Below are 26,045 nucleotides of genomic sequence, written 5' to 3' on the forward strand. Positions count from 1 at the left end.
CGGTCGCGGGGGGTCGAGGGCGGGCCCGGTCAGAATACGGCGCCGCTGGTCAGGGGGCACGCAACGTGCGTGGGCGCGTCGAGCGCGACCACATCCCCGCTGCGGGCGGACATCGGCGGACTTGCGTCACCCTGTCCCCCTATGGACGTCCGCCGACTCGGCCCGACCTCCCCTCCCATCCCGAACGATCCGATTTGTGAATTCGTGTGTCGATGACGCATCATGTCAACGTGATCGCACATGTAATCGTTTCCACGCGGGCGGCCAGCCCTGGCCGCCGCGCGCCGGAACCCGGCCGGGGCGGTGGTCCTCGGTGGTGAGTATCAAGGATGTCGCCGCCACGTCGGGGCTGTCCGTGGCCACGGTCTCCCGGGCCCTGAACGGGCACCCGTCCGTCAGCGACGGCGCCCGACAGAAGGTGCTGGCGGCGGTCGACACCCTGGGCTACCGACCCAACGTCGTGGCACGCTCCCTGCGCACCGACCGGACCGGCACCATCGGCCTGGTGATCAGCGACGTCCTCAACCCCTACTTCACCGAGCTCGCCAGGGCCGTGGAGGAGGAGGCCCGCGCGCTGGGCTTCAGCGTGATCATCGGCAATGCCGACGAACGCGCGGACCTGGAGGACCACCACGTCCGCAACCTGCTGGAACGCCGCATCGACGGGCTGCTGGTCTCCCCCGCCGACGGCCACTCCCCCAGCACCCTCGAAGCCGCCGCCGGGCCCACCCCCGTCGTCTTCGTGGACCGCTGGATCGCCGGGTCCGACTCCCCCGTGGTGCGAGCCGACGGCCGGGGTGCCATCCGCGACCTGGTCGACCACCTGCACGCCCTGGGCCGCCGCCGGATCGCCGTCATCACCGGCCCGGCCGCCACGACCACAGGCCGGGAACGGCTGGACGCCTTCCGCGCGGCCCTGGCCGCGCACGGCCTCCCCCTCCGCGAGGAGTACGTGGGGCGCGGTGACTTCCAGGCCGAGAGCGGCCGTCTGGCCACTGAACGCTTCCTCGACCTGCCCGACCCCCCCGACGTCGTCTTCGCCACCGACAACCTCATGGCGCTGGGCGCCCTCGACGCGATCTCCGCGCGGGGTCTGCGCGTGCCCGACGACATCGGGCTCGCCGCCTTCGACGACATCCCCTGGTTCTCCCACACCGACCCGCCGATCACCACGATCGCCCAGCCCACCGCCGAACTCGGGCGGGTCGCGGTCCGGGCCCTGGCCGCGCTCATCGCGGGCGAACCGGCCACCTCGACCGTCCTCCCCGCCCACCTGGTCGTCCGCCGCTCCTGCGGCGAGCCCGCCACTCCACCCCAGACAGGAGGAGCCGCACGTGAGTAGCCCGCACGAACTGCTGCGCATCGAGGGCGTACGCAAGGCCTTTCCGGGGGTGGTGGCCCTCGACGAGGTCGGCTTCGACCTCCGCCGGGGCGAGGTCCACGCCCTCCTCGGTGAGAACGGGGCCGGGAAGAGCACGCTCATCAAGGTGCTCTCCGGGGCCCACCGCCCCGACCGGGGGCGCGTCCTCGTGGACGGCGAGGAGGTCGTCATCCGTGACGCCCAGGACGCCGCGCGACTGGGGATCGCCACCATCTACCAGGAGTTCAACCTGGTCCCGGACGTGACGGTGGCCGAGAACATCTTCCTGGGCCGTCAGCCCCGCCGGTTCGGTCTGATCGACCACCGGCGCATGGAAGACGACGCCGCGCTGCTACTGGACCGGGTGGGCGTGAACGTGTCCCCCCGCGCCAAGGTGCGCGGCCTGGGCATCGCCCAGCTCCAGATGGTGGAGATCGCCAAGGCGCTGAGCCTGGACGCCCGTGTGCTGATCATGGACGAGCCCACGGCCGTGCTCACCACCGGGGAGATCGAGCGGCTCTTCGAGATCGCCCGGCGCCTGCGCGACGAGGGGGTGGGGATCGTCTTCATCACCCACCACCTGGAGGAGATCGGCGCGCTCGCCGACCGGGTGACGGTCCTGCGGGACGGCCGTTCGGTGGCGCACGTGGCCGCCGACACCCCCGAGGACGAACTCGTGCGCCTGATGGTGGGCCGCAGCATCGACGAGCAGTACCCGCGCGAGCGCCCCGCACCCGGGGAGCCCCTGCTGCGGGTGCGCGGTCTGACCCGCCACGGCCGGTTCCGGGACGTGGACCTCGTCGTGCACGCGGGCGAGGTGGTCGGCCTCGCCGGACTGGTCGGCGCGGGCCGCACCGAGGTGGCACGCTCGGTGTTCGGTGCCGACCCCTACGACGACGGCGAGGTCGAGGTGCTCGGCCGGGCCCTGCCCGGTGGCGACGTCAACGCCGCCATGCGGGCCGGGCTCGGCCTGGTCCCCGAGGACCGCAAGGGTCAGGGCCTGGTCCTGGACGCCTCCGTGGAGGAGAACCTCGGGCTGGTCACCCTCGGTCCGACCAGCCGGGCCGGGTTCGTGGACCGTTCCGGCCAGCGGGCCTCCGCGCGCCGGATCGCCGGTGAGCTGGGGGTCCGCATGTCCGGCATCGACCAGCACGTGCGCACCCTCTCCGGCGGCAACCAGCAGAAGGTCGTCATCGGCAAGTGGCTGCTGGCCGACTCCCGGGTGCTGATCCTCGACGAACCCACGCGCGGTGTGGACGCGGGCGCCAAGGTGGAGATCTACCGCCTGGTCAACGAACTGACCGCCTCCGGTCACGCGGTGCTGATGATCTCCAGCGACCTCCCCGAGGTGCTGGGGATGAGCGACCGCGTGCTCGTCATGGCCCAGGGCCGCATCACCGGGGAGCTGGCCGCCGAGGACGCCACGCAGGACGCCGTGATGTCCCTGGCGCTGGCCGCCGCCCCCCGAACCGACACGGAACAGAACGGAGTGGAGGGCCCCATGGCCACTGACACTGACAAGAGCGGCGGCGCCTGGCCCGCCGTGCGGCGCTTCCTGCTGGAGAACGGCGCGCTGACCGCCCTGGCCCTCCTGGTCGTGGTCATGTCGCTGCTGTCCGACGACTTCCTCACGGCGCAGAACCTGCTGAACGTGGGTGTCCAGGCGGCCGTGATCGCGGTCCTGGCCTTCGGCGTGACCTTCGTGATCATCGCGGGCGGGATCGACCTGTCCGTGGGTTCGGTCGCGGCGCTGTCCGCGACGGTGCTGGCGTTCCTGGCCACGGTCGAGGGGGTGCCGGTCTGGTTGGCGCTGCCGCTGGCCGCCGCCACGGGCACCGCCGCCGGTCTGGTCAACGGCGCGCTGATCGCCTACGGCAAGCTCCCGCCGTTCATCGCCACGCTGGCGATGCTCTCCGTGGGGCGCGGCCTCTCCCTGGTGATCTCCGAGGGGAGCCCCATCGCCCTGCCCGACTCCGTGGCCGCCCTGGGCGGTTCGATCGGCGGTTGGCTGCCCGTTCCCGTGCTGATCATGGTCGTGATGGGCCTGATCACCGCCGTGATCCTGCGCCGGACCTTCACCGGGCGCGCGATGTACGCGATCGGCGGCAACGAGGAGGCCGCACGCCTCTCCGGCATCCGGGTCAAGCGTCAGAAGCTCGGCATCTACGCCCTGTCCGGCCTGTTCGCCGCCGTCGCGGGTGTCATCCTCGCCTCCCGTCTGGCCTCCGCGCAGCCGCAGGCCGCGCAGGGGTACGAGCTGGACGCCATCGCGGCAGTCGTCATCGGCGGCGCCAGCCTGGCCGGTGGCGTGGGTACCGCCTTCGGCACGCTGATCGGCGCGCTCATCCTCGCGGTGCTGCGCAACGGGCTCAACCTCCTGTCGGTCTCCGCCTTCTGGCAGCAGGTCGTGATCGGTGTGGTCATCGCCCTCGCGGTCCTGTTCGACACGCTGCGCCGCCGCTCCGGCGGTGCCGGTGGCGGCACCGGGGCCGGAGCTTCGGTGAGCAGGGGCCGACGCGGGATCCAGCTCGTCATCGCCGCCGCGGCCACGGCCGTGGTGGTGGGCGCGCTGTCCTTCCTCGTCCCGAACTCCTCCTCCGACGGTCCCCGCGTGGGGATGTCGGTGTCCACGCTCAACAACCCGTTCTTCATCCAGATGAGGGACGGCGCCCAGGCCGAGGCCGACGAGGCGGGCGTGAACCTGGTGGTCACCGACGCCCAGGACGACGCCTCCCAGCAGGCCGACCAGATCCAGAACTTCATCAGCACCGGCGTGGACGCGATGGTGATCAACCCGGTGGACTCCGACGCCGCCGGTCCCCCGGTGGTGGGCGCCAACAACGCGGACATCCCGGTGATCGCGGCCGACCGCGGGGTCACCGACGCCGAGGTGGCGACCCTGGTGGCCTCCGACAATGTCGAGGGGGGACGCCTGGCGGCCCGGACCATGGCCGAGGCACTCGGTGAGGAGGGCCGGATCGTGGTCCTCCAGGGGACCCCGGGCACCTCCGCCAGCCGTGAGCGCGGCGCCGGTTTCGAGGAGGGGATCGCGGAGTACCCGGACATCGAGGTCGTGGCCCAGCAGCCCGCCGACTTCGACCGCTCCAAGGGGCTCGACGTGATGACCAACATGCTGCAGGGCAACGGGGACATCGACGGCGTGTTCGCGGAGAACGACGAGATGGCACTGGGCGCGGCGGCGGCCCTGTCCTCGCGTGGCGAGGAGGCCGTGGTGATCGGTTTCGACGGCACCCCCGAGGGCCTGGAGGCGGTGGCCGACGGCGGGCTGCACGCGTCGATCGCCCAGCAGCCCGCCGAGCTCGGCAGGACGGCGGTGCGCAACGCCATCGCCGCCGCGAACGGCGAGGCCCTGGAGGAGACCGTGATGGTCCCCGTCGAGGTGGTCACCGAGGAGAACGTCGAGGACTTCTCCTGACCCAGTAGCAGCGTGACGGCATGAGGGAGGGCCTGGGCGTGCGTACGCCCCAGGCCCTCCCACGTCGCTGACGGAGCCGCGCCGCCGGTTCCTGCCCCAGGTTCAGGGCGCGGAGGCGACCAGGTGGGACTCCTCGTCCAGCCAGACCCGTTGGTGATCGGCGGAGACCGTGAGACCGAACCGGGAGTGCTCGGGGCGGCCCTCCCCCAGCCACCACCGGTAGGCGGCCTCCAGTTCGGTGAACAGCTCGCGAGGACCGTGCTGGCGGACCTCGTACCCCGTCCCCCGCTGGCCGGGGTCGATGTGCCATGAGGCCCATGAACCGGTGTCCGGATCGACCAGGTGGACCGTGAACTGAGGGCCGTCGGACTCACTGGACTCGACCCGGTTCAGCACGGTGGGCATCCGCAGCCCGATGGCGAAGCTCGCGCCGAAGTCGCTGATCGGCTCGTACGGGTACAGCTCCGTCCGCGTGGTCGTGAACTCCTGCGTCTCAGGGTGGACGTAGGTCTCGACCACTCTCCTCGGCACACGCTGGTCACGCACCCACATGAACGCCACGTCACCCCCGAAGCGCCCGCGCGCCGTGCCGTCCGGTCCGACCCGGAGTTCGGCCAGCACCCCGTTGTGGAAGGCGTTCCCCCAGGGGGTGAGGATGCGCCCGTCCGGCCGGGTCTGGGCGACCCAGTGGTAGGGCACCCGCTGGACGGCGGCGGTGCTGATCACCCGGTCGTAGGGGGCGCGCGCGGGCCAGCCCTGCATCCCGTCGCCGGTGACCACCAGGGGCGTGAACCCGGCTGACATCAGCCGAACCCGGGCGGTCTCGGCCAGCTCGGCGTCCACCTCGACGCTGGTCACCTCGTCGTCACCCAGCAGGTGCGAAAGGAGAGCGGCGTTGTATCCGGTGCCGGTCCCGACCTCCAGCACGCGCATGCCGGGGAGGACGTCCAGGCGCCGGAGCATGTCCGCGACGATCGTGGGCTGGGAGGCGGAGCTGGTCGGATACCCGGGGCCATGCTCGGCCCCGTCGTCCCTCTGGGTGACGATCGGGATGTCGGCATAGGCCAGCTCGAACCACCGGGCCTCGTCCCGGGCACGGTCCACGGTGGTCCCGTCCGGGGTGGTGATCCGGTCCGGGAGGAACCGGTGCCGCTCGACCCTTTCGAAGGAGGGGCGCAGGTGCGGGGGCAGGTCGCCCGCCCGCACGAGGCGGGCGACCAGCTCTTCGTGTGGGAGAAGCACTACTTGTCGTCCCTCTCGTGCTTGCCACCGCCGGAGCCCCCGTCGTTGGGGGTGGGCGGAGGGATCGGCCGGTCGGGCTTGTGCCCGTCCGAAGTCGAGTTGTCCTCGTGCTTGTTGTACACGACGCTTCCGGGAACCCGCATGGGCTGCTCCTTGAGGGAGTCCGTGATGGCGATCCGCCACCTATTCCATTAATAGTGGAATCCTCTGCGTGCGACAAGGGGGTGACGCAAAGGAGTATTCCTGTCATGATGGAATCACCTCGACCCCCTGGAGGACCTGTGAAGCTGACCTGGATCGCCAGTGAATGCGGCAATCGGCGCACCTGCCCGACCGTCTACGCCACCGACCGCGGAACACTCGTCGTGCAGGGCTACATCCTTGCTGACAAAGACATCACCGGGATCAACATCCCCGATGGGGAGAGTGTCGTGGAGATTCCTCTCGCTCTGCTCCAAGAGGTGGCTCGTGCTCACGGAAGCTGAGATGGAGAAGTTCTTCGATGACCACCTGACCAAGTCAGCCTTCCGACTGGAGATGTTGGACCACTATGAGGTCGACTCGGATGGAGACGACTTCGCCCGTTTCAAGGCCGGAGAGCCAGAGCCCGACTGGGAACGCAAGAACCAGTGGCTGGACGTCCTGCGAGCGGAGAAGGAAGCCGGGATCCTGGAACACCGGGTGCGTGTACTCAGATCTCCACTCAACGACTACATCCGCTACGAGTGTGAGTGGGGGTATGTGCCCAACAGTGGGGCCGGAGAAGAAATCCATGTCCTCGATCTGGCCGAACGTGATCTCCCCACCGTCCTGGTTGACCACGACTTCTGGCTGATTGACGACAAGTACCCGCTGCGTATGCACTACAGCGAGACCGGCGAGTTTGTCGGGGCCGACCTGGTCGATAACGTGGAGCTCTACCAGAAGGCCAGGGACGCCGCGTTGGCCGCAGCCGAACCGTTCGAGCGGTGGTGGGCACGTCGTCCCGAAGAGTGGAGAGCAAACCGGACCGCATGACAGGCTCCCCTAGAGCTTCGACCGATCGCGGGCCACAAGCCCGCGATCGGCTCGCTCGCGCCCTGAGAGAGGCCCGTGGGCGCGCAAAGCTGAGCGGAGTGCGAGCAGGTCAGGCTGCGGGCATGTCGCAGTCCAAGATCTCCAAGATCGAACGATCCCTGCTCTTGCCCTCTGTGGATGACGTGGTCGAGCTCTGCCGGGTCTACGAAATCCCCAAAACCGAGCGCACCAAGCTGCTGCTCTTGGCTGAATCCCTACGTGAGGAGGCCTCAGCACGGGTGATCATGGCCCGGGGAGTGTCCCAGTTCCAGAGCAGGGTGACGCAGCTGGAAGCTGCCGCCGCCGTGGTGCGCTCATATGAACCCGCGCTGGTGCTGGGAGCGTTGCAGACTCGTGAGTACACACGCTGCATCTTTGATGACCCCCGAGACAAGGTTTCGGCAGATGAAGTCGAGGCTGCCATCGAGGCTCGGCAAGAGCGGCACCGCGCTCTCAGAGCGGGCGCGACCCGGTATGTGTTGATTATGCCGGAAGGCGCCTTGCGATGGCATGTGGGTTCTGCGTCGATCATGGCGAAGCAGATCGAACAGATCGCCACGATTGCGGCTCGGGGCGGAAATACCGAGGTTGGCATCATCCCTTGGACGCAACCTGTACATGTCTTCCCTGGCCATGCCTTTGACGTGTACGACGAAGACGCTGTCGTCGTGGCTACCGAGACAGCGACGGCGACCCTGACCGGCGCCGCTGACATCGCGACCTACATTGAGCTCTTCGGTGAACTGGAGAAACTGGCCTGCTTCGGAGATGAGGCGGTCCAGCACCTGGAGCGCATCGCGGAGGAGTATCACCAGCTCACGCGGAGGTGATCTCGGGCGGGTCAGGAGCGCGCGTCCCTGACACGCTTGGCGACGTCGGCGAGCCAGGAGTCATCGGCGCGCTGGTGGTCATGGGACGACAGGTACCCCTGGTACGTGTCGAAGTAGCCGTCGATGCGGGAAGCCACCTCACGCCAGTCCTCCCCCGCGTTGCCCACGGTCCCGTGCATCGGGAAGAGCTTCGCGTGCGCGTGGTCGACCCCGTAGCCCTCGTACATGATCCCGGTGCGCGCCACGTCGGGGAAGGTCGCGTCCAGGCGGCGCGCGACCTCGCGTGCGGCCAGGTGCAGGGCCGTGTACTCCTGCGGGTCCAGGTCCACCACGTAGCTGGTGCGATGGGCCTTGGGGATCACCACGGAGAACCCCTCGGTGTTCGGGAAGATCGACAGGAAGGCCAGGTGCGCCTCGTCCTCCCAGATCCGGTGGGCGGGCGCCTCACCCGCCACGATCTCGCAGAAGACGCACACGAGGCCGGATCGCGTGGAGTTCACCGTGCTCCTTGGGGTTGAGGTGTCACAGGAGGATGGTTCGGGCCCTCCCGCGAGGACCCGCCATGCACGGCCGGGCCCCACGTACCGGAGCGTGCGACACGAGCGTAGACGCGACACGTACAGCACAGGGGCGGATTGCTCGACATTGCTGGCGATTGCTCGCACCGGCACATCCAGGAACCCCGATCAGCCCACATCACGCCAACCCCCGCGTTCGCGGCACACGGGACTCCACTCTCCACGTGTCGGGCCGGGCGAGAACGCGCCACATGTGCAGGTGAACGCGGGGCACGAGCGACGGGGGCAGCCGAACCGGGCGGGGCCTCGACGCGCCCTGACGCGCGTCGGTCCACGGCTGCCCCCGTCGCCTCAGGTGGCCGGGTCAGCCGGTCGGGTGGGGGACGGCCGGGACCCGCAGGGGGCCGTTGATCAGGAAGGACGGGATCCGGTCCGGCTCCCGGCCCTCCTCGACGAGGGCGAGCTCGGGCAGGGCCGTGAACAGCTCCTCCAGGGCCACCCGGGCCTCCATCCGCCCCAGGTGCGCTCCCACGCAGAAGTGCGCGCCATGGCCGAAGGCCAGGTGCTCCTTCGACGCCCGGTCCGGGTCGAAGGCCTCCGGTCGGTCCGGGTTCAGGTCCGGGTCCCGTCCGGGCGCTCCGAAGGCGACCAGGATGGGCTCCCCCTTGCGGATCAGCACCCCTTCGAGATCGATGTCCTCGACCGCGTAGCGCAGCGGGACGTACTTGGCGGGCGGGTCCAGACGCAGCGACTCCTCCACCACCTCCTCGGCCGCCAGCGACCCCGCGACCAGGCGGTCGCGGTACTCGGGGTGGGCGAGCAGCGCGTGCACCGCGTTGGCGATGAGGTTGACGGTCGTCTCGTACCCCGCGCCGATCATGAGGAGGAGCGTACCGATGAGGTCCGCGTGGGGCAGCGGCTCACCGTCGCTCGGGAGGAGCAGGTCGCCGGTGAGGTCCTCGGCGGGGTGGGCGCGTTTGTGCTCCGCGAGCAGCTCCAGGCAGGTCAGCAGCTCCATCTGCTGGGCCAGGACCTCCTCCGGTTCGACGGTGGTGTCGACCACCGCGTCCATCACCGTGCCGAGCCGCTCCCGCAGGTCCTCGGGGACCCCGAAGAGTTCGCAGATCACCCACATGGTGAGCGGGCGGGCCAGGGCCGCCCGGAGGTCCACCTCCCGGCCGGGTGCGGCGGCGGCGATGTCCGCGACGAGCGCGCGGGCCCGTTCGCGGACGGTGTCCTCCATCCGGCGGATGCGACCGGGGGTGAAGGCGGGGGTGACCTTGCGTCGCAGCCTCCGGTGCTCCTCCCCGTAGCGGTTGAGGAAGCTCTCCAGGAAGACCAGGGCGGACAGCGGCCAGTCGTGCCCGACCCGGTCGTGGTCGGGCCAGTGCGCGCGGAAGTCCCGGGAGACCCTCGGGTCGCCCAGCAGTTCGCGGAGGAGTTCGTGTCGGGTGATCGCCCAGGCGACCAGGTTCCCGGGGAGTTCCACACGGACGGCGGGTTCACGCTGGCGCAGGTCCGCGACCTCCTCGTGGAAGGTGGTCCCGTCGGTGCGCAGCCGGTACGGACAGCCGGAGTCGGGGGGTGTGATGACGGCCTCCTGCGGGGAAGGGGCGACCCGGCCGCCGGATGCGGCCGGTCGCCCCTTCGTTCTACGTCGCGGGGGTCGCTCTGGCAATGGTCGCCGGTTCCCAGTCCCGTGCCACCACGCGGACCAGTCCCCGGTCGGTGATCTTCACGCTCGGGGACACCGCCAGGGTGAGGGTGGACAGGCTCATGAACGCGTTGCGGTTGTCCCAGCCCCAGGCGGCGAGCTCGGCGCGGAGCCGCCGGGAGGCCTCGGCCACCTCGTCGGCGGGCCGCTCGGACATGACCCCGCCGATGGGCAGGGGCAGCCCGGCTCCGGCCCGGTCCTCGCGGACCAGCCGCATGCCGCCTCCCCAGGCCACCACGTCGGCGGCTGCGGTGAGCAGGGCCTCCTCGGTCGTGGCGACGACGGTGAGGTTGTGGCTGTCGTGGGCGTAGGTGGTGGCGAAGGCACCCGTCCCGAGGTCCTGGCCGACGACCGGCGCGAAGGTCACCCCGCCCCTGCCGGTGTGGCGCTCGAAGACCGCCACCACGGCGGTCCTCCCCTGCCAGTCCACCACCCCGTCGCGGACCGGGAGCACCACCTCGTCCGCTTCGGTGTAGGTGTCCACGCCGTTGACCCTCATGGCGCGGAAGGCGTGCTCGCCGTCGGGCAGGTCCACCCGCCAGCGCGCGGTCGCGGCCTCGGGGGCACTGATCCGGACGGTCTCGCCGAACGGGTGCTCGGGGGCGGAGCCGGGGCCCTCGACCGGGGCGCCGTCGCGGCCGACCACGTCACCGCCCGCGAGGGTCACGACGGGGGTGAGTTCGGTGAGCGAGCGCAGCAGCACCAGGTCGGCGCGCTTGCCGGGCGTGACGGTCCCCCGGTCGTCCAGGCCGAGCCTGCGGGCGGGCTGGAGGGTGAGGGCGCGGAGCACCGCGAGCGGGGGCAGCCCGCGCTCCAGCGCCACCGCGCCCACCCGGTCCAGGTGGCCGGTGGTCACGATGGCGTCCACCACGATGTCGTCGGTGACCAGGCAGAAGTCGGGCAGGTGCGGCAGGTCGAGGAGCGCCCGGACGACCTCCGGGGTCAGGCACTTCTCCTGGAGCATGAGGAGCATGCCCAGGCTGGCCTTCTCCACGGCGACCTCGGCGGTGTTCTTGCAGTGGTCGGAGTCGATCCCGGCCCACAGGTACTCGCCCAGTTCGGCCCCGGAGAGGTTGGGGCAGTGCCCGTCCAGGCGCACGCCCCGGCGCCGGGCCGCGTCGATGATGGCGTGCATGCGGGGGTCGCCGTCGACCACCGCCCGGTAGTCCATGACCTCACCGAGGGTGGTGACGCCCTCCCACTCCAGCATCTCCGCGATGTCGGTGTCGTCGAGCCGTGCTCCCGCCGTCTCGAACCCGTCCAGCGCGGGGACGCAGGAGGGCACCGCCCAGCGCATGGACTGCGCGGTGTCCCGTCCCTGCTCGATCATCCAGGCCTGCCCGTCGCGTCCGGCGACGTTGACGATCTCGTGGGCGTCAGCGAGCACGGTGGTGGTGCCGCGCGCCAGCGTGACCCGGGCGAACTCGGCCGGTGCCAGCAGCGAGCTCTCGATGTGCATGTGCGCGTCCACGTAGCCGGGCGCGATCACGAGCCCGGTGGCGTCGAGGGTCCGGGCGGCCTCCACCGGGGTCCCCGGGGGCAGCACCGCGCGGACGCGGTCACCGGTCACGGCGACGTCGGCCCGCCACACCTGGCCGGTGTGCACGGAGACGACCTCCCCGCCTCGGATGAGCAGGTCGGCGCTGAGCTGGGCGTGGGACATCGGTGTCGGGTTCCCTTCGAGTGGGCGGGTGCGGGTGCCTGGTTCAAGGGGCGGGCTGCCTGCCGGGTCCGGGGGCGGGGTGTCGGCCCCCTCGGGCGACGGGGCCCGCCGGGTTCAGGCGGTGAGGTGCGCGTGGCGGGCGATGCCCTCGGTGAGGAGGGCGGAGAACGCGTCGGCGTCGACGGTACGTCCCACGCGTACGTGACGCGTGCGGTCGGGTGTGCGCAGGTCCGCGACGAGGGCGCCCCGGGTGAGTTCGCCGGAGCACTCCACGGACGCGGTGCCCTCCTCCCAGCCGACGAGGTCGGGGTGGCTGACGGCGGCCACCGCCAGGGCGTCGTGCACGGGGACGGCGGGGACGCCGAACCGGTCGAGGTAGCGCTGGGCGTAGGCGCGCAGGAGGTCCCCGGCGATCCCGGCGGTGCCGGGCAGGGTGGCCAGGTACTCGGCCTCGGTGAGCGGGTACAGCGCGGCGCGGGTGACGTCCAGGCCCACGATCCGCACCGGGAGGCCGGACTCCAGCACGTAGCGGGCGGCCTCGGGATCGGCGTGGAAGTTGAACTCCGCCGCCGGGGTGACGTTGCCCTGGGCGAAGGCGGCCCCGCCCATGACGACGATCTCCCGGAGCGCGGGTCCGGCCTCGGGGTGGCGGGCGAGCATGGCGGCGACGTTGGACAGCGGGCCGATCGCCACGAGGGTGAGTTCGCCCGGGGACTCCAGGGCCCGTTCGGCCAGCCAGTCCACTGCGTGGCCGGGGGTCAGGGGCCGGGGCGGGGAGTCCGGCACCAGTCCGCCCAGGCCCCCGGCGCCGTGCATGGGTTCGTCCCGGATGCGGGAGGTGCGGGCGATCGGCCCCGCGAGTCCGGAGACCAGCGGGAGGTCGGCGGGCGCCCCGGCCAGGTCCAGCACGTGGGCGGCGTTGCGGTTCACGTCGGTGAGTGAGACGTTGCCCGCGACCGTGGTCACCCCGCGCACGTCCAGGTCCGGTGAGGCCAGGGCGAGCAGCAGGGCGACGGCGTCGTCGACGCCGGGGTCGCAGTCGATCACGACGGGTGTGGGCAACGGTCCTCCTCCGTTGACGGGGTGGCCGCTCACCTGGCCACCTCCTCGGTGAAGCGGTCGAGCCAGGCCGACCGCTCGTTCGCGAGCAGTGCGAGGTCACCCTGGTGGTACCCGTTGGCGACGGGGTCCGTGGCCGCCTCCCGGGAGACCTGCTCCATGAGCGGGGTGGGTTCGGCTCCCAGCGCCACGGGCTTGTCGTAGAGGGCCTCGGCCATGCCCTCCTGGATCTCGGGGCGCAGCAGGAAGTCGGTGAAGGCCAGCGCACCGGCCGGGTTGGGGGCTCCCTCCACCACCTGCACGGTGTTGGCGGTCATCACCCTTCCCTCGTCGGGCACGGCGAAGCCGACGGGCTGGTCGGCCTCCACCGAGCCCATGGCGAAGTTGTCCAGACCGGGTGCCATGGCGATCTCGCCGCGTTCCAAGAGGCTGGTGAGCTCGGTGGAGCCGGTGTAGAACTGGAGCGCGTCGGGGCCGATCTCCGCCAGCGCCTCGAACCCGGCGTCGGCGTCGGAGGGGCCGGACCCGAAGTGCTCCCCGGCGGCGAGGACGAACATCGGGCCCGCCGACACGGAGATGTCGGGGAGCGCGTAGCCGCCCTCGGGCTCCGCCCAGAGGTCGTCCCAGGACTCGGGAGCCTCGTCCACCAGGTCGGTCCGGTACATCAGGCCGAGGAGCTGGAAGGTGTAGGCGGGGCCGTAGCCGTCGGGATCCACGGCCCAGGGCTGGATGGCGTCGAGGTTGGGCACGTCGTCGGCGCTGACGGGGGCGAACAGCCCCATGTCCTTGCCGATCTGCGCGTAGTAGTCGGAGATCAGCACGACGTCGGTGTCGGGTCGCTCGGAGTTGATCCTCAGCTTGGTGAGGCGCCCGGCGTTGTTCCCGGTGTCCAGGACCACCCGGATACCGGTCTCGGCCTCGAAGGGCTCCGCGACGACCTGGGTGAACTCCTCGGTGGCGAACGCGAAGGTGCTCACCACCAGGGTGTCGGGGTCGTCCTCGCGGACGGGCGCGCAGGAGGCCGTGACGGTGGCCAGGGCCAGGACCCCGGCGAGGGCGGCGGTGCGCCGCGCTCCGCGTGCGGGACGGTTCATCCGGTCGTCACCTCGTCGGCGGGCAGGTCCACCAGGTGGCGGTGGGGCAGGGCGATACGGACGGGGTCACCGGGGCGCAGGTCGTCGCCGGGGTGCAGGACCCGCAGGACCGACCCCGGACCCTCGACCCCGTCGATGGCCGTTTCGACCAGGCAGTTGCTGCCCTGGAAGGTGACCGCCGCGACGGTGCCGTCGAGGCCGGTCTCCCCGGCGTCCTCGCGGGCGTCGCCGGAGAGCAGCCGCACGTGTTCGGGCCGGACGGTGACCGGTCCGTGCCCGGGTACCTCCGGGAAGTTGTCGTAGCCCAGGAACTCGGCCACGAAACGGTTGGCGGGACGGGGGAAGACGTCCCGGGGCGACCCCTGCTGCTCCAGGCGCCCGTTGTTGAGGATCACCATCGTGTCGGACAGCTCCAGTGCCTCGTCCTGGTCGTGGGTGACCAGAACGGCGGTCAGACCGGTCTCGCGCTGGACCCGCAGGAGCTCGCGACGCATCTGCACCCGGAGCTGGGCGTCCAGGTTGGACAGCGGCTCGTCCAGGAGCAGCACCGAGGGACGGATGGCCACGGCGCGGGCCAGGGCCACGCGCTGCTGCTGGCCGCCGGAGAGCTCGGCCGGCTTGCGGTCGGCCAGGTGGACGAGGCCGACCAGGTCGAGTGCCTCCTCCGCGCGCCGCTTCGCCTCGGCGGAGGCCACCTTGCGGGTGCGCAGGCCGTAGCCGACGTTGTCGCGCAGGGTCATGTGCGGGAAGAGCGCGTAGGACTGGAAGACCATGCCGATGTTGCGCTTCTCCGGCGGGGTACGGGTGGCGTCCACGCCTTCCAGGAGGATCCGCCCGGAGGTGGGCTGGAGGAACCCGGCGATCATCCGCAGAGTGGTGGTCTTGCCGCAGCCGCTGGGCCCGAGCAGGGTGGTGAACTCCCCCGGGCGCACGGTGAGGTCCAGGTCGGCGACGGCGGTGGTGCCGCCCTTTCCGCCCCGCGCCCCGAAGAGGTGGCTGACGCGGTCGAGTTCGACGACGGGTGTCATCTGGGTGTCTCCTTCTTCCCGGAGGGCGGGCTTCCCGGTCATCGGCCGAAGACCTTCGTGAAACCGACCAGGCGTTCGGTGGTGAACGCGACCACGACGCTGAGCGCCAGGAGCAGCACGCTGACCGCCGCGACCACCGGGTCGAACGAGGACTGGACGTAGTTGAGCATCTCCACCGGCAGGGTGGCCACGCCCGGGCCGGTCAGCAGGAGGGACAGCGGAACGTTGTTGAGGGAGGTGATGAAGGCGAGGATGGTGGCCGAGAGGATGCCCGGCGCCATCACCGGCAGGGTCACCGTGAGGAAGGTGCGGACCGGACCCGCGCCCAGCCCGCGAGCGGCCTCCTCCAGGCGCGCGTCGGCCAGCGCCAGCGAGGCCCCGACCACCCGCACGGTGTACGGGAGCAGCAGGACGGTGTGGCCGATGATCAACGCGCCGAGCGCGGTCACCCGCATGCCGACCATGAGCTGCTGGAACAGGGCCAGGCCCAGGACCAGCTCGGGGACCACGATCGGCGCGAAGAACAGGTTCTCCATGATCCGGCGTCCGCGCGGGTTGCCCCGGTGCAGCGCCAGGGTCGCGGGGACTCCCAGGGCCAGCGCGATCACGGTCGAGACCGCGGCGACGACCATGCTGGTACCGAAGGAGTCGACGAAGGGGCCGTACTCCAGCGCGGCGGAGAACCAGCGCAGGGAGAGGCCCTCCGGCGGGAAGGCGAGGGTGCTTCCGGCCGTGAAGGCGACCCCGACCAGGATCACCACGGGGCCGAGCATCAGCACGAAGGCGGCGGCCGCGAGCAGGGAGAGGAACGGGCGTCTCAGGATCATGAGGTGGTGCTCCCGATCTTGCCGAGCCGACCGGACAGCGCACCGACCACCAGCACCAGGGCGGTCATCACCAGGGCGATGGCACTCGCGGAGGGCCAGTCGAGGCTGACGTTGACGCGGCTGTAGAGCAGGGTGGACAGGAGCCGCTCGCGGGGTCCGCCGAGCAGCTGGGGAGTGGTGAAGGCGGTCACCGCGCCCGCGAAGACCAGGGTGCACCCGACCAGTGCCCCGGGCAGGGCCAGGGGGAAGACCACGTCGCGGAAGGCACGGCCGGGTGAGGCGCCCAGGCCTCGGGCGGCCTCCTCCAGCCGGTGGTCCTGCTGGGAGAGGCTGGAGTAGGCGGACAGGATCATCAGGGGCAGGAACAACTGGACCAGACCGAGCACGATCGCGGTCTCGGTGTAGAGGAGCTGGACCCGGCCCAGGCCCACGGCCTCGCTGACCTTGCTGATCAGGCCGTTGCCGCCGAGGACCACGATCCAGCCGTAGGTCCGTACCACGGTGTTGAGCAGGAGCGGGAAGATCGCCAGGGCGAGGAGCCGACCGGGCCAGGGGCCGGGTGCCCGTGAGATGAGGTAGGCCACCGGGAAGCCCATGAGCAGGCAGAGCGCGGTGGTCAGGACGGCGACTCGGACGGTGCGGGCGATCACCGGGAGCAGGTAGGGGTCGGTGAGCAGGCTCCCGGTCTCGCGCGCGACCGTGGCGGGGTCGCCGTCCGGCGGCCAGGCCAGGGTGGCGACCACGGGATAGCAGAAGGCGAAGAGCATCAGGGCCAGCCCGGGGACGAGCAGGACCGTGACGGGAGGGCGTGGGAGGAGACGGCGGCGCGAAGCGACTCGGGCGGCCTCTGCGGTGGGTGACGGGCGGGACAATTCCACTCCCGGTCGCTGTCGGCGGGTGTTTCGGGGTTTGTTGTGGTGTCTCATCTGCGACGACACCTGCAAGCGCTTCTGCAAGCGCTTGCAACACCGTAACCTTTGTCTGGGCACCGAGCCAAGCCCACGGCCACGATTGTGACCGGGGGCACCGTGACCTGCGAGGAGTCGGAATGGCGAGCTTGGACGACGTGGCCAGGGAGGCGGGCGTCTCCGCGTCCACGGTGTCGCGGGCGATGTCGCGGCCGTCCATGGTCGCCGCGTCCACCCTGGTGCGGGTGCGGGCCGCCGCCGATCGCCTGGGGTTCCGCGCCAACCCGGCCGCCCGGGCGCTCACCACCGGCCGCAGCGGCTTCTTCGCCATGCTCGTCCCCGACCTGGACAACCCCTTCTACTCGACCACCGCCACGGCCGCCCAGGACCTCGCCGCCGAGAGCGGACGCCGGGTGATCATCGCCGTCACCGGCGGGGACCCGACCCGCGAGGCGGAGGCCCTGCACGAGTTGGAGGGCCAGGTGGACGGGTTCGCCGTGCAGTCCCCCGTGAGCTCGGCCGCCGATCTGAAGGAGGCGCACGAACGCAAGCCGATGGTGGCGATCAACCGCCGCGTTCCCGGGCTGACCTCCTTCACGGTCGACACCCCCGGCGGCCTGGGCGCGGTCTACGACCGCCTGGTGGAGCTCGGGCACCGCGAGGTCGCCTACCTCGCGGGGCCGCCGAGTTCGTGGATGGACCGGCACCGGCGCGCGGAACTGGTCGAACACGCGGCCCGGTCCGGCCTCCGGGTGCGGGTGCACGGTCCGGTCCGCCCGGCGTTCGCCGAGGGGGTCGCCGCCGCGCGGGGGATCATCGACTCCGGCTGCACGGCGGTGCTGGTCTACAACAGCCTGCTCCTGCTGGGCGTGATGTTCGAGTTCGGCCGCCTCGGTGTGCGGGTGCCGGAGGACATCAGTGTCGCGGCGGCCGACGACATCGCCCTGGCCGACCTGCCGGGACCGCCGATCACCGCCGTTCGCACCCCCGCCGACGAGCTGGGCCGCGCGGCGGTGAACGCGCTGACCGCGATGGTGGACGGGGGCCGCGACGACCGGCCGAGGGGGCGACGGCTGCCGACGACCGTCCTGCTCACGGACTCGCTGGCACCGCCCCGTTCGACGTGACCGTTCCCCTCTCACCGACCGGACCGAAACCCGGGATCGAACGGAACTCCCTCCCACCCCTTTGCGGAGAATTCCCGACATTCCTCCCCCAGAATGGCCTCACCCCCTGACGAGTTCGGGGAATGCGCTTGCTCTTTCGATTTCCCGTACCGCACTCTGTTGGGTACCCCGAACCGGGATGGCGACCCCGAAGCCACCGCTTCCACCAGCAATGATGCCCTGAAGACCGACAACGGAAAGGGCCGTGAATTCCGCGCCCGACCGGGGCAACCTCGCTACTCCGACGCGAAAGGCATTCCATGGGAACGAGCAGATCCCCCTTCGGACCAGCCGACCGCACCGCCCCCTCCTGAGAACGCCCCGGCTCCCGCGACCTCGCGCCAGGCCGGGAGCCGGGGTCGGGCGGCGGCGATAGGGTTGCTTGCCGTGCGCCCCGTGGGCGCACGGGGGTCGGCGCGCACCGCCGGCACCGCGACCCCGCCGTCTCCCCCGCCCGAGAGGAAGTGTCGTGCCGAGGCCGCTGCTCGCCGACGAGATCGCCCAGTCGCTCCTGGACCGCATCGTCGACGGCGCCCCGCCCTCCGGGGGCAGGCTGCCCTCCGAGAACGAGCTGGGCCAGGAGTTCGACGTCAGCCGCCTGACCGTGCGTGAGGCGATCCGGACGCTCCAGGCCCAGAACGTGGTCGAGGTGGTGCGGGGACGAGGCACGCTGGTGCGTCCCGTGGAGGAGTGGACCGGGCTGGAGGCGGTGCTGCGCGCCACGGTGCGCGGGGGCGACGACCTCACCGCCTCGCTCCAGCTCATCCAGGTGCGTCGGATGATCGAGACCGGTGCGGCCGCGCTGGCCGCCGAGCACCGGGACGAGGCCGACCTCGCCGCACTGGAGGAGGCCCTCCGGGGTATGCGCGACGCCCACGCGCGGGGTGACCTCGCGGGGTTCGTGGAGCACGACATCCGCTTCCACGACGTGATCCTGTCAGCGACCGGGAACGTGTTCGTGGCCGTGCTGTTCGAGCCGTTGTCGCGGGTGATGCGCGAGAAGCGCCGCCAGACCTCGTCCATCCCGGCCATCCAGATCCACGCGATCGAGGAGCACGGCAGGGTACTGGAGGCGATCCGGTCCGGGAACCCCGAGAGCGCCCGGCTCGCGATGGAGAGTCACATGGCGCAGACCTCCCGCGATCTGCGCGAGCACGTCTTCGGCCTGACCGACTGAGGCACTGAGGCACTGAGCGAGACCGGCGCGCACACCGGTCACACCACGGCCCGAACGGCCCCGCACACCGCCACTCACCGCTGACCAGCCCGAGCGATCTCTCCGCGCTCGGGCTCCTTGCCACCCCCACCTGGTAACTCCTGTGACATCACGGTTGACGACCACGCCGTTTAACATAAGATGTCTGATGTCTTACAAGGGAGTTTCCATGGTCGATCCCCACGCAGTCCTCACCTCCGCCGGGGCACCGAGCCCCGTCTCCGCGTCCGCCGTGGCGCGGGAGGCCACCGCCGCCGGTTCCGTCATCGTCGTCCTCGACGACGACCCGACCGGCACGCAGTCGGTGCACGGCCTGCCCGTGCTCACCCGCTGGTCCGTCGACGACCTGCGGTGGGCCTTCGCGCAGGACACGCTCGCCGTCTACGTCCTCACCAACACCCGCAGCCTGGACCCGGCCGAGGCCGGGGCCCGCAACGCCGAGGTGGTACGCAACGCCCGCGCCGCCGCCGGGGACCGACCGCTGGTCTTCGCCAGCCGAGGCGACTCCACCCTGCGCGGCCACTACCCGCTCGAACCCCGGGTCATCGACACCACCCTCCAGGAGCTGGGCGACCCCGGCGTCGACGGGGTCGTCATCGTCCCGGCCTTCCCCGACGCCGGGCGCGTCACGGTCGGCGGTGTCCACTACACGCGCTCCGACACCGGGTTCACCCCCGTCGCGGAGACCGAGTTCGCCCGCGACGCCACGTTCGGCTACCGCAACTCCGACCTCCGGGCCTGGGTCGAGGAGAAGACCGAGGGCGCCGTCCCCGCCAGCGAGGTCACCGTCATCGACCTCGCCCTGCTGCGCGGCGGCGACACCGACGCCGTCACCGCCCGCCTCCTCGAACAGCACGACGCCGCGCCGGTCGTGGTGGACGCCGAGTCGGAGGAGGACCTGCGCGTCCTCGCCCTGGCCCTGATCGCCGCCGAACGCCGGGGCCACAGGTTCGTCTACCGGGTCGGCCCGCCGTTCGTGCGCGCCCGCATCGGTCTGGAGGCCCGCGCGCCCCTGGGCGAGGACGAGATCCGGACCAGCACGGACGCCCCCGGCGGGCTCGTGGTGGTCGGCTCCCACGTCGCGCTCACCACCCGCCAGCTCGGCGTGCTGGTGGACCGGCACCCCGGGGCCCGGGTGATCGAGCTCGCCGTGGACGAGGTCCTCGACCCGGCCGCCCGCGAGGCCGCCGTGGCCCGCACCGTCGACGCGATCGTCGCTGGTCTGGCCGACCACGACGTCATCCTGCACACCTCGCGACTGCTGCGCCTGAGCGACGACCCGGCCACCAGCCTGGCCATCGCCCGGGACGTCTCGGCGGCCCTCGTGCGCTGCGTGTCCGAGACCCTCGCCCGCCGCGCACCGCGCTTCGTGGTCGCCAAGGGCGGGATCACCTCCAGCGACGTCGCCTCGCTCGGACTGGGCATCCACCGCGCCCTGGTGCGCGGCCCGATGCTGCCCGGCCTGGTCTCCCTGTGGGAGCCGGTCGGCGGTCCGGCCACCGGCATTCCCTACGTCGTCTTCGCCGGCAACGTCGGCGCCGACGACTCGCTCTCCGAGGTCGTCGACCGCCTCAGCACCCTGTCCACCCGCCCCGGTGACGGCTCCCCCGTCACCGAAGCCCCGAACACCGGAGTCCGTCCATGACCACCAGCCCCGTCTCGAGCGTCGCCGTCATCGGACTCGGCGCCATGGGTCTCCCGATGGCCACCCGCCTGGCCGGGACGATGACCGTCCACGGCTGTGACATCGCCGCCGCCCGCCGCGACCTGGCCGCCGAGGCCGGGGTGGTGCCCTTCGAGCGCGCCGCCGACGCCGTCGCCGGGGTCGACTCCGTGGTGCTGGTGGTGCGCGACGGTGCCCAGCTGCGCGACGTGCTCTTCGGTGAACACGGCATCGTCGAGGCCCTCACTCCCGGCACCGTGCTGGTCCTGACCAGTACCGTCGGGGTGGACACGGTCACCGCGACCGCCGAGGAACTGGACCCGCGCGGCCTGCTCCTGGTGGACGCCCCGCTCAGTGGGGGCCCGGTCCGCGCCGGGGAGGGCGACCTGCTGATCGTGGTCGGTGCCACCCCCGAGGCGCGGGAGGCCGCCGACCCGGTGCTGCGGCGCCTGGCCTCCACCCTGAGCGTGATCGGTGACCGTCCCGGAGACGGCCAGGCGTTCAAGACCGTCAACCAGCTGCTGTGCGGCGTGCACATCGCGGCCGCCGCCGAGGCGCTGGCCCTCGCCCGGTCGCTGGGGCTGGATCCGGAGACCACGCTGGAGACGCTGGGCGCGGGCGCGGCCGGATCGTTCATGCTGGGCAACCGCGGTCCCCGCATGCTCCAGGCCTACGAGGAGGAGGGCGCCGAGGTGCTCAGCCGACTCGACATCTTCGTCAAGGACATGGGCATCGTGACCTCGGCGAGCCGTTCCGTCGGACTGGCGACACCGTTGGCGGCCACCGCCGAGCAGCTGTACCTGCTGGGGCAGGGACAGGGGCTGGGCTCCGCCGACGACTCCGCCGTGATCCGCGTCGTGGCACCCGAACCCACCGACAAGGAGTAGCGACACATGGGCGCCCTCACCCTTCTGGGCATCGCGGCGGGCGGCATCGCCCTGCTGCTGGTCCTGATCATCCGTTTCAAGGTCCACGCGTTCGTGGCCCTGCTCCTGGTGAGCATCCTCGTCGGCCTGGTCTCGGGCATGCCCCTGGTCACCGTCCCCGCCACCGGCGACACACCCGAACAGCTCGGCATCATCGCCACCATCACCGCCGGTATGGGCGGGACCCTGGGCTCGGTGGCGCTGCTGGTGGCCCTGGGCGCGATGCTCGGTCGCATGATCGAGGTCTCCGGCGGGGCCGAGAGCCTGGCCGGGCGCTTCACCGGCTGGCTGGGGCCCAAGCGGGTCGCGGCCGCCCTCACCGGAGCCGCGCTGATCCTCGCCGTCCCGGTGTTCTTCGACGTCGGCTTCATCATCCTCGTGCCGATCATCTACGGGTTCGCGAAGGCGGCCGGGGTGGACCCGGTCAAGTTCGGCCTGCCGGTCGCCGGGATCATGCTCGCGGTGCACGTCTCCGTACCGCCGCATCCGGGCATCGTCGGCGGCGCCGCGCTGCTTGAGGGCGACATCGGCTGGATCCTGATCCTGGGCCTGATCGTCTGCGCGCCGCTGGCCGTGATCGCGCACTTCGTGTCGAAGTGGCTCAACCGCCGCGAGATCCCCATGCTGGCGGCGACCCGCGCGCAGTTCGAGGCGTTCGGCGGCGGGGACGAGGGCGACGCGGAGCAGGCGGGTTTTGGCGGCTCCGCCACGACGCTCGCCCGCACCGAGACCCCGCCCAGTGTGTGGACCATCCTCGGACTGATCCTCACACCGCTGGCGTTCATCATGGTCGGCACCACCTCGGCCACGGTCCTGCCCGAGGACCACCCGCTGCTGCCCGTGCTCTCGTTCGTGGGCGCTCCGGTCTTCGCGCTGCTGGTGGCCCTGGTCCTCGCGTACTTCCTGCTCGGGGTGCGGCGCGGGTGGTCGACCGCCCACATCGGTGAGGTCATGGAGGCCGCGCTGCCCCCGGTGGCCATCGTCGTCCTGGTGACCGGCGCGGGCGGCGTGTTCGCCAACGTGCTCACCGAGAGCGGCGTGGGCGAGGCGCTGGCCGACACCCTCGCCGGGACCGGCCTGCCGATCCTTCTGCTCGGGTTCGTCCTCTCGCTGGCGCTGCGCGCCTCGCAGGGGTCGGCGACCGTCGCGATCCTCACCTCCTCGGGGCTGCTCGCCGACATGGCGCTGACCGGCGACTACTCCTCGATCCAGGTGGCGCTCATCGCGCTCGCCATCGCCTTCGGGGCGCTCGGCCTGTCGCACGTCAACGACTCCGGTTTCTGGGTGGTGACCCGCTACCTGGGACTGTCGGTCTCCGACGGCCTGCGGACGTGGACCGTGCTCACCACGGTGCTGGGCGTGTCGGGCTTCCTGCTCGTCAGCCTTCTGTGGCTGGTTCTCGGCTGATCCCGACGACACACCCCGGACGGGGCGGACCAGGTCCGCCCCGTCCTTCTACTGTGTTCGCATGCGCATCGATCTGTCCGGCACCACCGCACTGGTCACCGGTTCGACCCAGGGGATCGGCATGGCCGTCGCGGCCGTGCTCGCGGACGCGGGCGCCCGGGTCGCGGTGAACGGACGCCGCCCGGAGCGGGTGGCGGAGGCGATCGACACCCTGCGGGGCCGCGCCCCGGGCCGCGACCTGGTCGCCGCCCCCGGCGACGTCACCACCGATCGGGGCACCGACGACGTGCTCTCCGCCGTGCCCGAGGTGGACGTCCTGGTCAACAGCCTGGGCGTGTTCGGGAGCGCTCCGGCGCTGGAGATCAGCGACGACGAGTGGCGGCGCTACTTCGAGACCAACGTGCTCTCCGCCGTTCGACTGATCCGCGCCACCCTGCCCGGGATGACGGAACGCGGCTGGGGGCGCGTGCTCAACATCGCCAGTGACTCGGCGCTCGCGATCCCCGCGGAGATGATCCACTACGGGACCTCGAAGACCGCCCTGCTCGCGGTCACCCGGGGCTTCGCCAAGCAGGCGGCGGGCACCGGGGTGACCGTCAACTCGGTGATCGCCGGGCCCACCCACACCGGAGGGGTGGAGGAGTTCGTGTACGAGCTGGTCGACCGTGACCTGCCGTGGGAGGAGGCCCAGCGCGAGTTCATGGTCCGGCACCGGCCGATGTCCCTGCTCCAGCGGCTGATCGAGCCCGAGGAGATCGCCAACATGGTGGCCTACCTGAGCTCCCCGTTGGCCTCCGCGACGACCGGCGCCGCCGTCCGGGTGGACGGCGGCTACGTCGACTCGATCGTTCCCTGAGCGGGCCCGTCCGGCGGCCCCGCGCGGCTCACTCCCCGGTGAAGACGGGCGCGGTGCGGTCGAGGGAGGCGGTGACCCCGATCTCGTTGTCCCTGGTGTCGAACAGCCGGGTCTGCTCGATGATCTCCCGTTCCAGGGCGGAGGGCAGCGCGGCGAGCAGGTCCGCGCGCAGGGTGGACTTCATCGAACGCACCGCGAGCGGCGCGGACCGGGCGATGCGGTGTGCCTGGCTCACCGCCTCCTCACGCACGTGCTCCTCGTCCACGAGGACGTCGGCCAGGCCGATGGCGTGGGCCTCGGTGCCGGTGATCCGGCGGGCCGTGTAGAACATGTCGGCGGCCTTCTGCACACCCACGATGCGGGGCAGGCTGACGCTCAGGCCGAACCCCTGGTGGAGTCCCAGCAGACCGAAGTTGGCGTGGAACCGGGAGGAGGCGGCGGCCACCCGGAAGTCGGCGGCGCACGCCAGGCCGAGCCCGCCGCCCACGGCGGCTCCCTGAACGGCGGCGATCACGGGGATCGGCAGCGAGTACAGGCGCGACCCCTGACCGTAGATGGCGCTGAGCGTCCGGACCGGCGAGTCCCCGACCCCGCCGGAGGCGAAGTCCACCCCCGCGCAGAAGTTCCGGCCCTCCGAGCAGAGGACGAGGGCCCGGCAGTCACCGGCCGCCAGCTCCTCGGCGGCGTCCGCGACCGCCGTGAGGACGTCGAGGTCGAAGTGGTTGTTCGGCGGACGGCGGATCTCCAGGACACCGACGTGACCGTCGACGCGTACGGACAGCTCCTCGCTCATGGAGTGCCTTCCAGGTAGTGCGGGCCCCGGGGGCTGCGGGCCCGTTGTTCGGGTGCGACCGGCGACGAGGGTATCGGGCGCGGCCGTGACCGGCCGTCACCGGGCGCGCGTTGTTCACGGTCAGCGGTGCCTCCGGTGGTTAGCGTGACGACATGAGCAACGAGATCGACCCGACCACGCCGCCCAGCGGCACCGGCTGCCAGGAGTGCCTCACCGGGGACGGGTGGTGGGTGCACCTGCGCCGATGCGCGGCCTGCGGGCACGTGGGGTGCTGCGACAGTTCCCCGTCCCAGCACGGCAGCCGCCACTTCGAGGCCACCGGCCACCCGATCGTCCAGAGCTTCGAGCCCGGCGAGGAGTGGTTCTACGACTTCCGCACCCAGCAGATGGGCGAGGGGCCGGAGCTGGCCGCACCGACCTCGCACCCCCTGAACCAGCCGGTTCCCGCCCCGGCCGAGCGGGTGCCGTCCGACTGGCAGCGGCTCCTCAACTAGCCGACACCGCCGCCGGCTGGCCGGGGACCGCTCCGCGCTGGAACACGTGCCCGCGGGCCGGGCGGCACACGCGACGGCGGCGCGGGGACCATGGAGGTGCTGGCCCGGCGCTGACCGGGCGTGCTCGTCCGGGTCCGGTCAGCCGGGCCCGGCGGCCGGTCCGCCCTCGGCGCCCCGGCCCGGGGCCCGGTCGGCTCGGCGGCGTTCGAGGATGGCCAGAGTGCTGGCTCCCCAGCGCAGGTTCTCCTGCTCGTGGGAGCGGCCGCGCTGGAGGGTGAGGTAGGGGCCGACCCGTTCGGCCTCGCGGAGGTAGCGTTCCTCGTCCCGACCGTCGAGCATGCGGGCGGCGATGCGATCGTAGCGTTCGAGTTTGGCGCGGCTCAGCTCCATGCGGTCCTCGACGGCGCTGATCACCGCGTCCACGTCGGTCTCGTCCACGGCCTGGAGCCGGACGAGCAGGTCGTCACGGATGGCGGTGGGTCGGGCGGGCCGTCGGCTGAAGGAGCGCAGCGCCTCGCGTCCGGTCTCGGTGACGGTGAACAGGCGCTTGTCGGGTCTGCGCTCCTGGTGTACGACCCGGGCGCTGAGCAGGCCCTCGCCCTCCAGGCGTTCGAGTTCGCGGTAGAGCTGCTGCGGGGTGGCGGACCAGAAGTTCGCGACCCCGGCGTCGAACCGTTTGGCCAGGTCGTAGCCGGAGGCCTCCCCCTCCAACAACGCCGCCAGAACCGCCTCTCCCAGTGCCATCCAGACAAATTAGCACCCTGACCCCCAAACCGACGTGGAGGCGAC

At 71.6% G+C, this 26,045-nt stretch carries 24 protein-coding genes; 12 read left to right on the plus strand and 12 right to left on the minus strand.

Features of this window, described 5'->3' with window-relative positions; translation table 11 throughout:
* The first annotated feature begins 313 nt into the window (after positions 1-313).
* Positions 314-1,342 (plus strand): LacI family DNA-binding transcriptional regulator, encoded by a 1,029-nt coding sequence (locus ACFW3L_RS00215; RefSeq protein WP_378734620.1) that lies wholly within the window; start codon positions 314-316, stop codon positions 1,340-1,342.
* Positions 1,335-4,796 (plus strand): substrate-binding domain-containing protein, encoded by a 3,462-nt coding sequence (locus ACFW3L_RS00220; protein ID WP_378734622.1) that lies wholly within the window; start codon positions 1,335-1,337, stop codon positions 4,794-4,796. Before ACFW3L_RS00215 ends, ACFW3L_RS00220 begins: the two co-directional genes overlap by 8 nt.
* Before the next feature lie 102 nt (positions 4,797-4,898).
* Here ACFW3L_RS00220 and ACFW3L_RS00225 read toward each other — a convergent pair whose 3' ends face one another.
* Positions 4,899-6,038, minus strand: coding sequence for a methyltransferase domain-containing protein (locus tag ACFW3L_RS00225; RefSeq protein WP_378734624.1), 1,140 nt, complete (start codon positions 6,036-6,038; stop codon positions 4,899-4,901).
* The gene (locus ACFW3L_RS00230) at positions 6,038-6,181 is read right to left on the minus strand and encodes a hypothetical protein (RefSeq protein ID WP_378734626.1); all 144 of its coding nucleotides are present in this window, start codon (positions 6,179-6,181) and stop codon (positions 6,038-6,040) included. The genes ACFW3L_RS00225 and ACFW3L_RS00230 overlap by 1 nt, the downstream gene beginning before the upstream one ends.
* Before the next feature lie 138 nt (positions 6,182-6,319).
* Here ACFW3L_RS00230 and ACFW3L_RS00235 point away from each other — a divergent pair, with 138 nt between their 5' ends.
* From ACFW3L_RS00235 to ACFW3L_RS00245, 3 genes are read left to right on the plus strand one after another with little or no spacing between them, the layout of a single operon-like run.
* Positions 6,320-6,523 carry a hypothetical protein gene (locus ACFW3L_RS00235; protein WP_378734628.1) on the plus strand — a complete coding sequence of 68 codons (204 nt, stop codon included), beginning with the start codon at positions 6,320-6,322 and terminating at the stop codon, positions 6,521-6,523.
* Between the two features lies 1 nt (position 6,524).
* Complete coding sequence (locus ACFW3L_RS00240; RefSeq protein ID WP_378734630.1) at positions 6,525-7,055, plus strand: DUF6879 family protein; 531 nt, start codon at positions 6,525-6,527, stop codon at positions 7,053-7,055.
* Complete coding sequence (locus ACFW3L_RS00245) at positions 7,052-7,924, plus strand: helix-turn-helix domain-containing protein (protein WP_378734632.1); 873 nt, start codon at positions 7,052-7,054, stop codon at positions 7,922-7,924. The genes ACFW3L_RS00240 and ACFW3L_RS00245 overlap by 4 nt, the downstream gene beginning before the upstream one ends.
* A gap of 11 nt (positions 7,925-7,935) precedes the next feature.
* Here ACFW3L_RS00245 and ACFW3L_RS00250 read toward each other — a convergent pair whose 3' ends face one another.
* From ACFW3L_RS00250 to ACFW3L_RS00285, 8 genes are all read right to left on the minus strand, one after another.
* Positions 7,936-8,424: an HIT family protein gene (locus ACFW3L_RS00250; protein ID WP_378734634.1), complete on the minus strand. Its 489-nt coding sequence runs from the start codon at positions 8,422-8,424 to the stop codon at positions 7,936-7,938.
* Between the two features lie 382 nt (positions 8,425-8,806).
* Complete coding sequence (locus ACFW3L_RS00255) at positions 8,807-10,120, minus strand: cytochrome P450 (protein WP_378734636.1); 1,314 nt, start codon at positions 10,118-10,120, stop codon at positions 8,807-8,809.
* Complete coding sequence (locus tag ACFW3L_RS00260; protein ID WP_378734638.1) at positions 10,095-11,819, minus strand: adenine deaminase C-terminal domain-containing protein; 1,725 nt, start codon at positions 11,817-11,819, stop codon at positions 10,095-10,097. The genes ACFW3L_RS00255 and ACFW3L_RS00260 overlap by 26 nt, the downstream gene beginning before the upstream one ends.
* A 114-nt stretch (positions 11,820-11,933) precedes the next feature.
* Positions 11,934-12,881 carry a nucleoside hydrolase gene (locus tag ACFW3L_RS00265; RefSeq protein ID WP_378734640.1) on the minus strand — a complete coding sequence of 316 codons (948 nt, stop codon included), beginning with the start codon at positions 12,879-12,881 and terminating at the stop codon, positions 11,934-11,936.
* A 29-nt stretch (positions 12,882-12,910) separates the two neighbouring features.
* On the minus strand, positions 12,911-13,972 hold the full coding sequence (locus ACFW3L_RS00270; RefSeq protein ID WP_378734643.1) for an ABC transporter substrate-binding protein: 1,062 nt from the start codon (positions 13,970-13,972) through the stop codon (positions 12,911-12,913).
* Complete coding sequence (locus ACFW3L_RS00275) at positions 13,969-15,000, minus strand: ABC transporter ATP-binding protein (protein WP_378734645.1); 1,032 nt, start codon at positions 14,998-15,000, stop codon at positions 13,969-13,971. Before ACFW3L_RS00275 ends, ACFW3L_RS00270 begins: the two co-directional genes overlap by 4 nt.
* A 38-nt stretch (positions 15,001-15,038) precedes the next feature.
* Positions 15,039-15,827, minus strand: a complete 789-nt coding sequence (locus ACFW3L_RS00280) for an ABC transporter permease (protein ID WP_378734647.1) — start codon at positions 15,825-15,827, stop codon at positions 15,039-15,041.
* Positions 15,824-16,699 (minus strand): ABC transporter permease, encoded by an 876-nt coding sequence (locus ACFW3L_RS00285; RefSeq protein ID WP_378734649.1) that lies wholly within the window; start codon positions 16,697-16,699, stop codon positions 15,824-15,826. Before ACFW3L_RS00285 ends, ACFW3L_RS00280 begins: the two co-directional genes overlap by 4 nt.
* A 176-nt stretch (positions 16,700-16,875) precedes the next feature.
* On the opposite strand from ACFW3L_RS00285, the gene ACFW3L_RS00290 reads away from it, so the two are divergent.
* From ACFW3L_RS00290 to ACFW3L_RS00315, 6 genes are all read left to right on the plus strand, one after another.
* Positions 16,876-17,862 (plus strand): LacI family DNA-binding transcriptional regulator, encoded by a 987-nt coding sequence (locus ACFW3L_RS00290; protein WP_378734651.1) that lies wholly within the window; start codon positions 16,876-16,878, stop codon positions 17,860-17,862.
* A 508-nt stretch (positions 17,863-18,370) separates the two neighbouring features.
* Positions 18,371-19,078 (plus strand): FadR/GntR family transcriptional regulator, encoded by a 708-nt coding sequence (locus ACFW3L_RS00295; RefSeq protein WP_378734653.1) that lies wholly within the window; start codon positions 18,371-18,373, stop codon positions 19,076-19,078.
* A gap of 208 nt (positions 19,079-19,286) precedes the next feature.
* Positions 19,287-20,762 carry a four-carbon acid sugar kinase family protein gene (locus ACFW3L_RS00300; protein WP_378734655.1) on the plus strand — a complete coding sequence of 492 codons (1,476 nt, stop codon included), beginning with the start codon at positions 19,287-19,289 and terminating at the stop codon, positions 20,760-20,762.
* A complete protein-coding gene (locus tag ACFW3L_RS00305; protein WP_378734657.1) occupies positions 20,759-21,667 on the plus strand; it encodes an NAD(P)-dependent oxidoreductase in 909 nt (302 codons plus the stop codon). The genes ACFW3L_RS00300 and ACFW3L_RS00305 overlap by 4 nt, the downstream gene beginning before the upstream one ends.
* A gap of 6 nt (positions 21,668-21,673) precedes the next feature.
* Positions 21,674-23,113: a GntP family transporter gene (locus ACFW3L_RS00310; protein WP_378734659.1), complete on the plus strand. Its 1,440-nt coding sequence runs from the start codon at positions 21,674-21,676 to the stop codon at positions 23,111-23,113.
* Positions 23,114-23,174: 61 nt separating this feature from the next.
* Positions 23,175-23,969, plus strand: coding sequence for an SDR family NAD(P)-dependent oxidoreductase (locus tag ACFW3L_RS00315; RefSeq protein ID WP_378734661.1), 795 nt, complete (start codon positions 23,175-23,177; stop codon positions 23,967-23,969).
* A gap of 28 nt (positions 23,970-23,997) precedes the next feature.
* On the opposite strand, the gene ACFW3L_RS00320 is transcribed toward ACFW3L_RS00315, so the two are convergent.
* Positions 23,998-24,762, minus strand: coding sequence for an enoyl-CoA hydratase/isomerase family protein (locus ACFW3L_RS00320; RefSeq protein WP_378734663.1), 765 nt, complete (start codon positions 24,760-24,762; stop codon positions 23,998-24,000).
* Between the two features lie 152 nt (positions 24,763-24,914).
* Between ACFW3L_RS00320 and ACFW3L_RS00325 the strand changes: the two genes are divergently transcribed.
* Positions 24,915-25,256, plus strand: a complete 342-nt coding sequence (locus ACFW3L_RS00325) for a UBP-type zinc finger domain-containing protein (protein ID WP_378734665.1) — start codon at positions 24,915-24,917, stop codon at positions 25,254-25,256.
* Between the two features lie 138 nt (positions 25,257-25,394).
* Here the strand turns inward: ACFW3L_RS00325 and ACFW3L_RS00330 are convergent, their stop codons facing one another.
* On the minus strand, positions 25,395-26,000 hold the full coding sequence (locus ACFW3L_RS00330) for a PadR family transcriptional regulator (RefSeq protein ID WP_378734667.1): 606 nt from the start codon (positions 25,998-26,000) through the stop codon (positions 25,395-25,397).
* Positions 26,001-26,045 lie beyond the last annotated feature (45 nt).

It is taken from the genome of Nocardiopsis sp. NPDC058789, assembly GCF_042745575.1.
GTDB classification, from domain to species: domain Bacteria; phylum Actinomycetota; class Actinomycetes; order Streptosporangiales; family Streptosporangiaceae; genus Nocardiopsis; species Nocardiopsis eucommiae.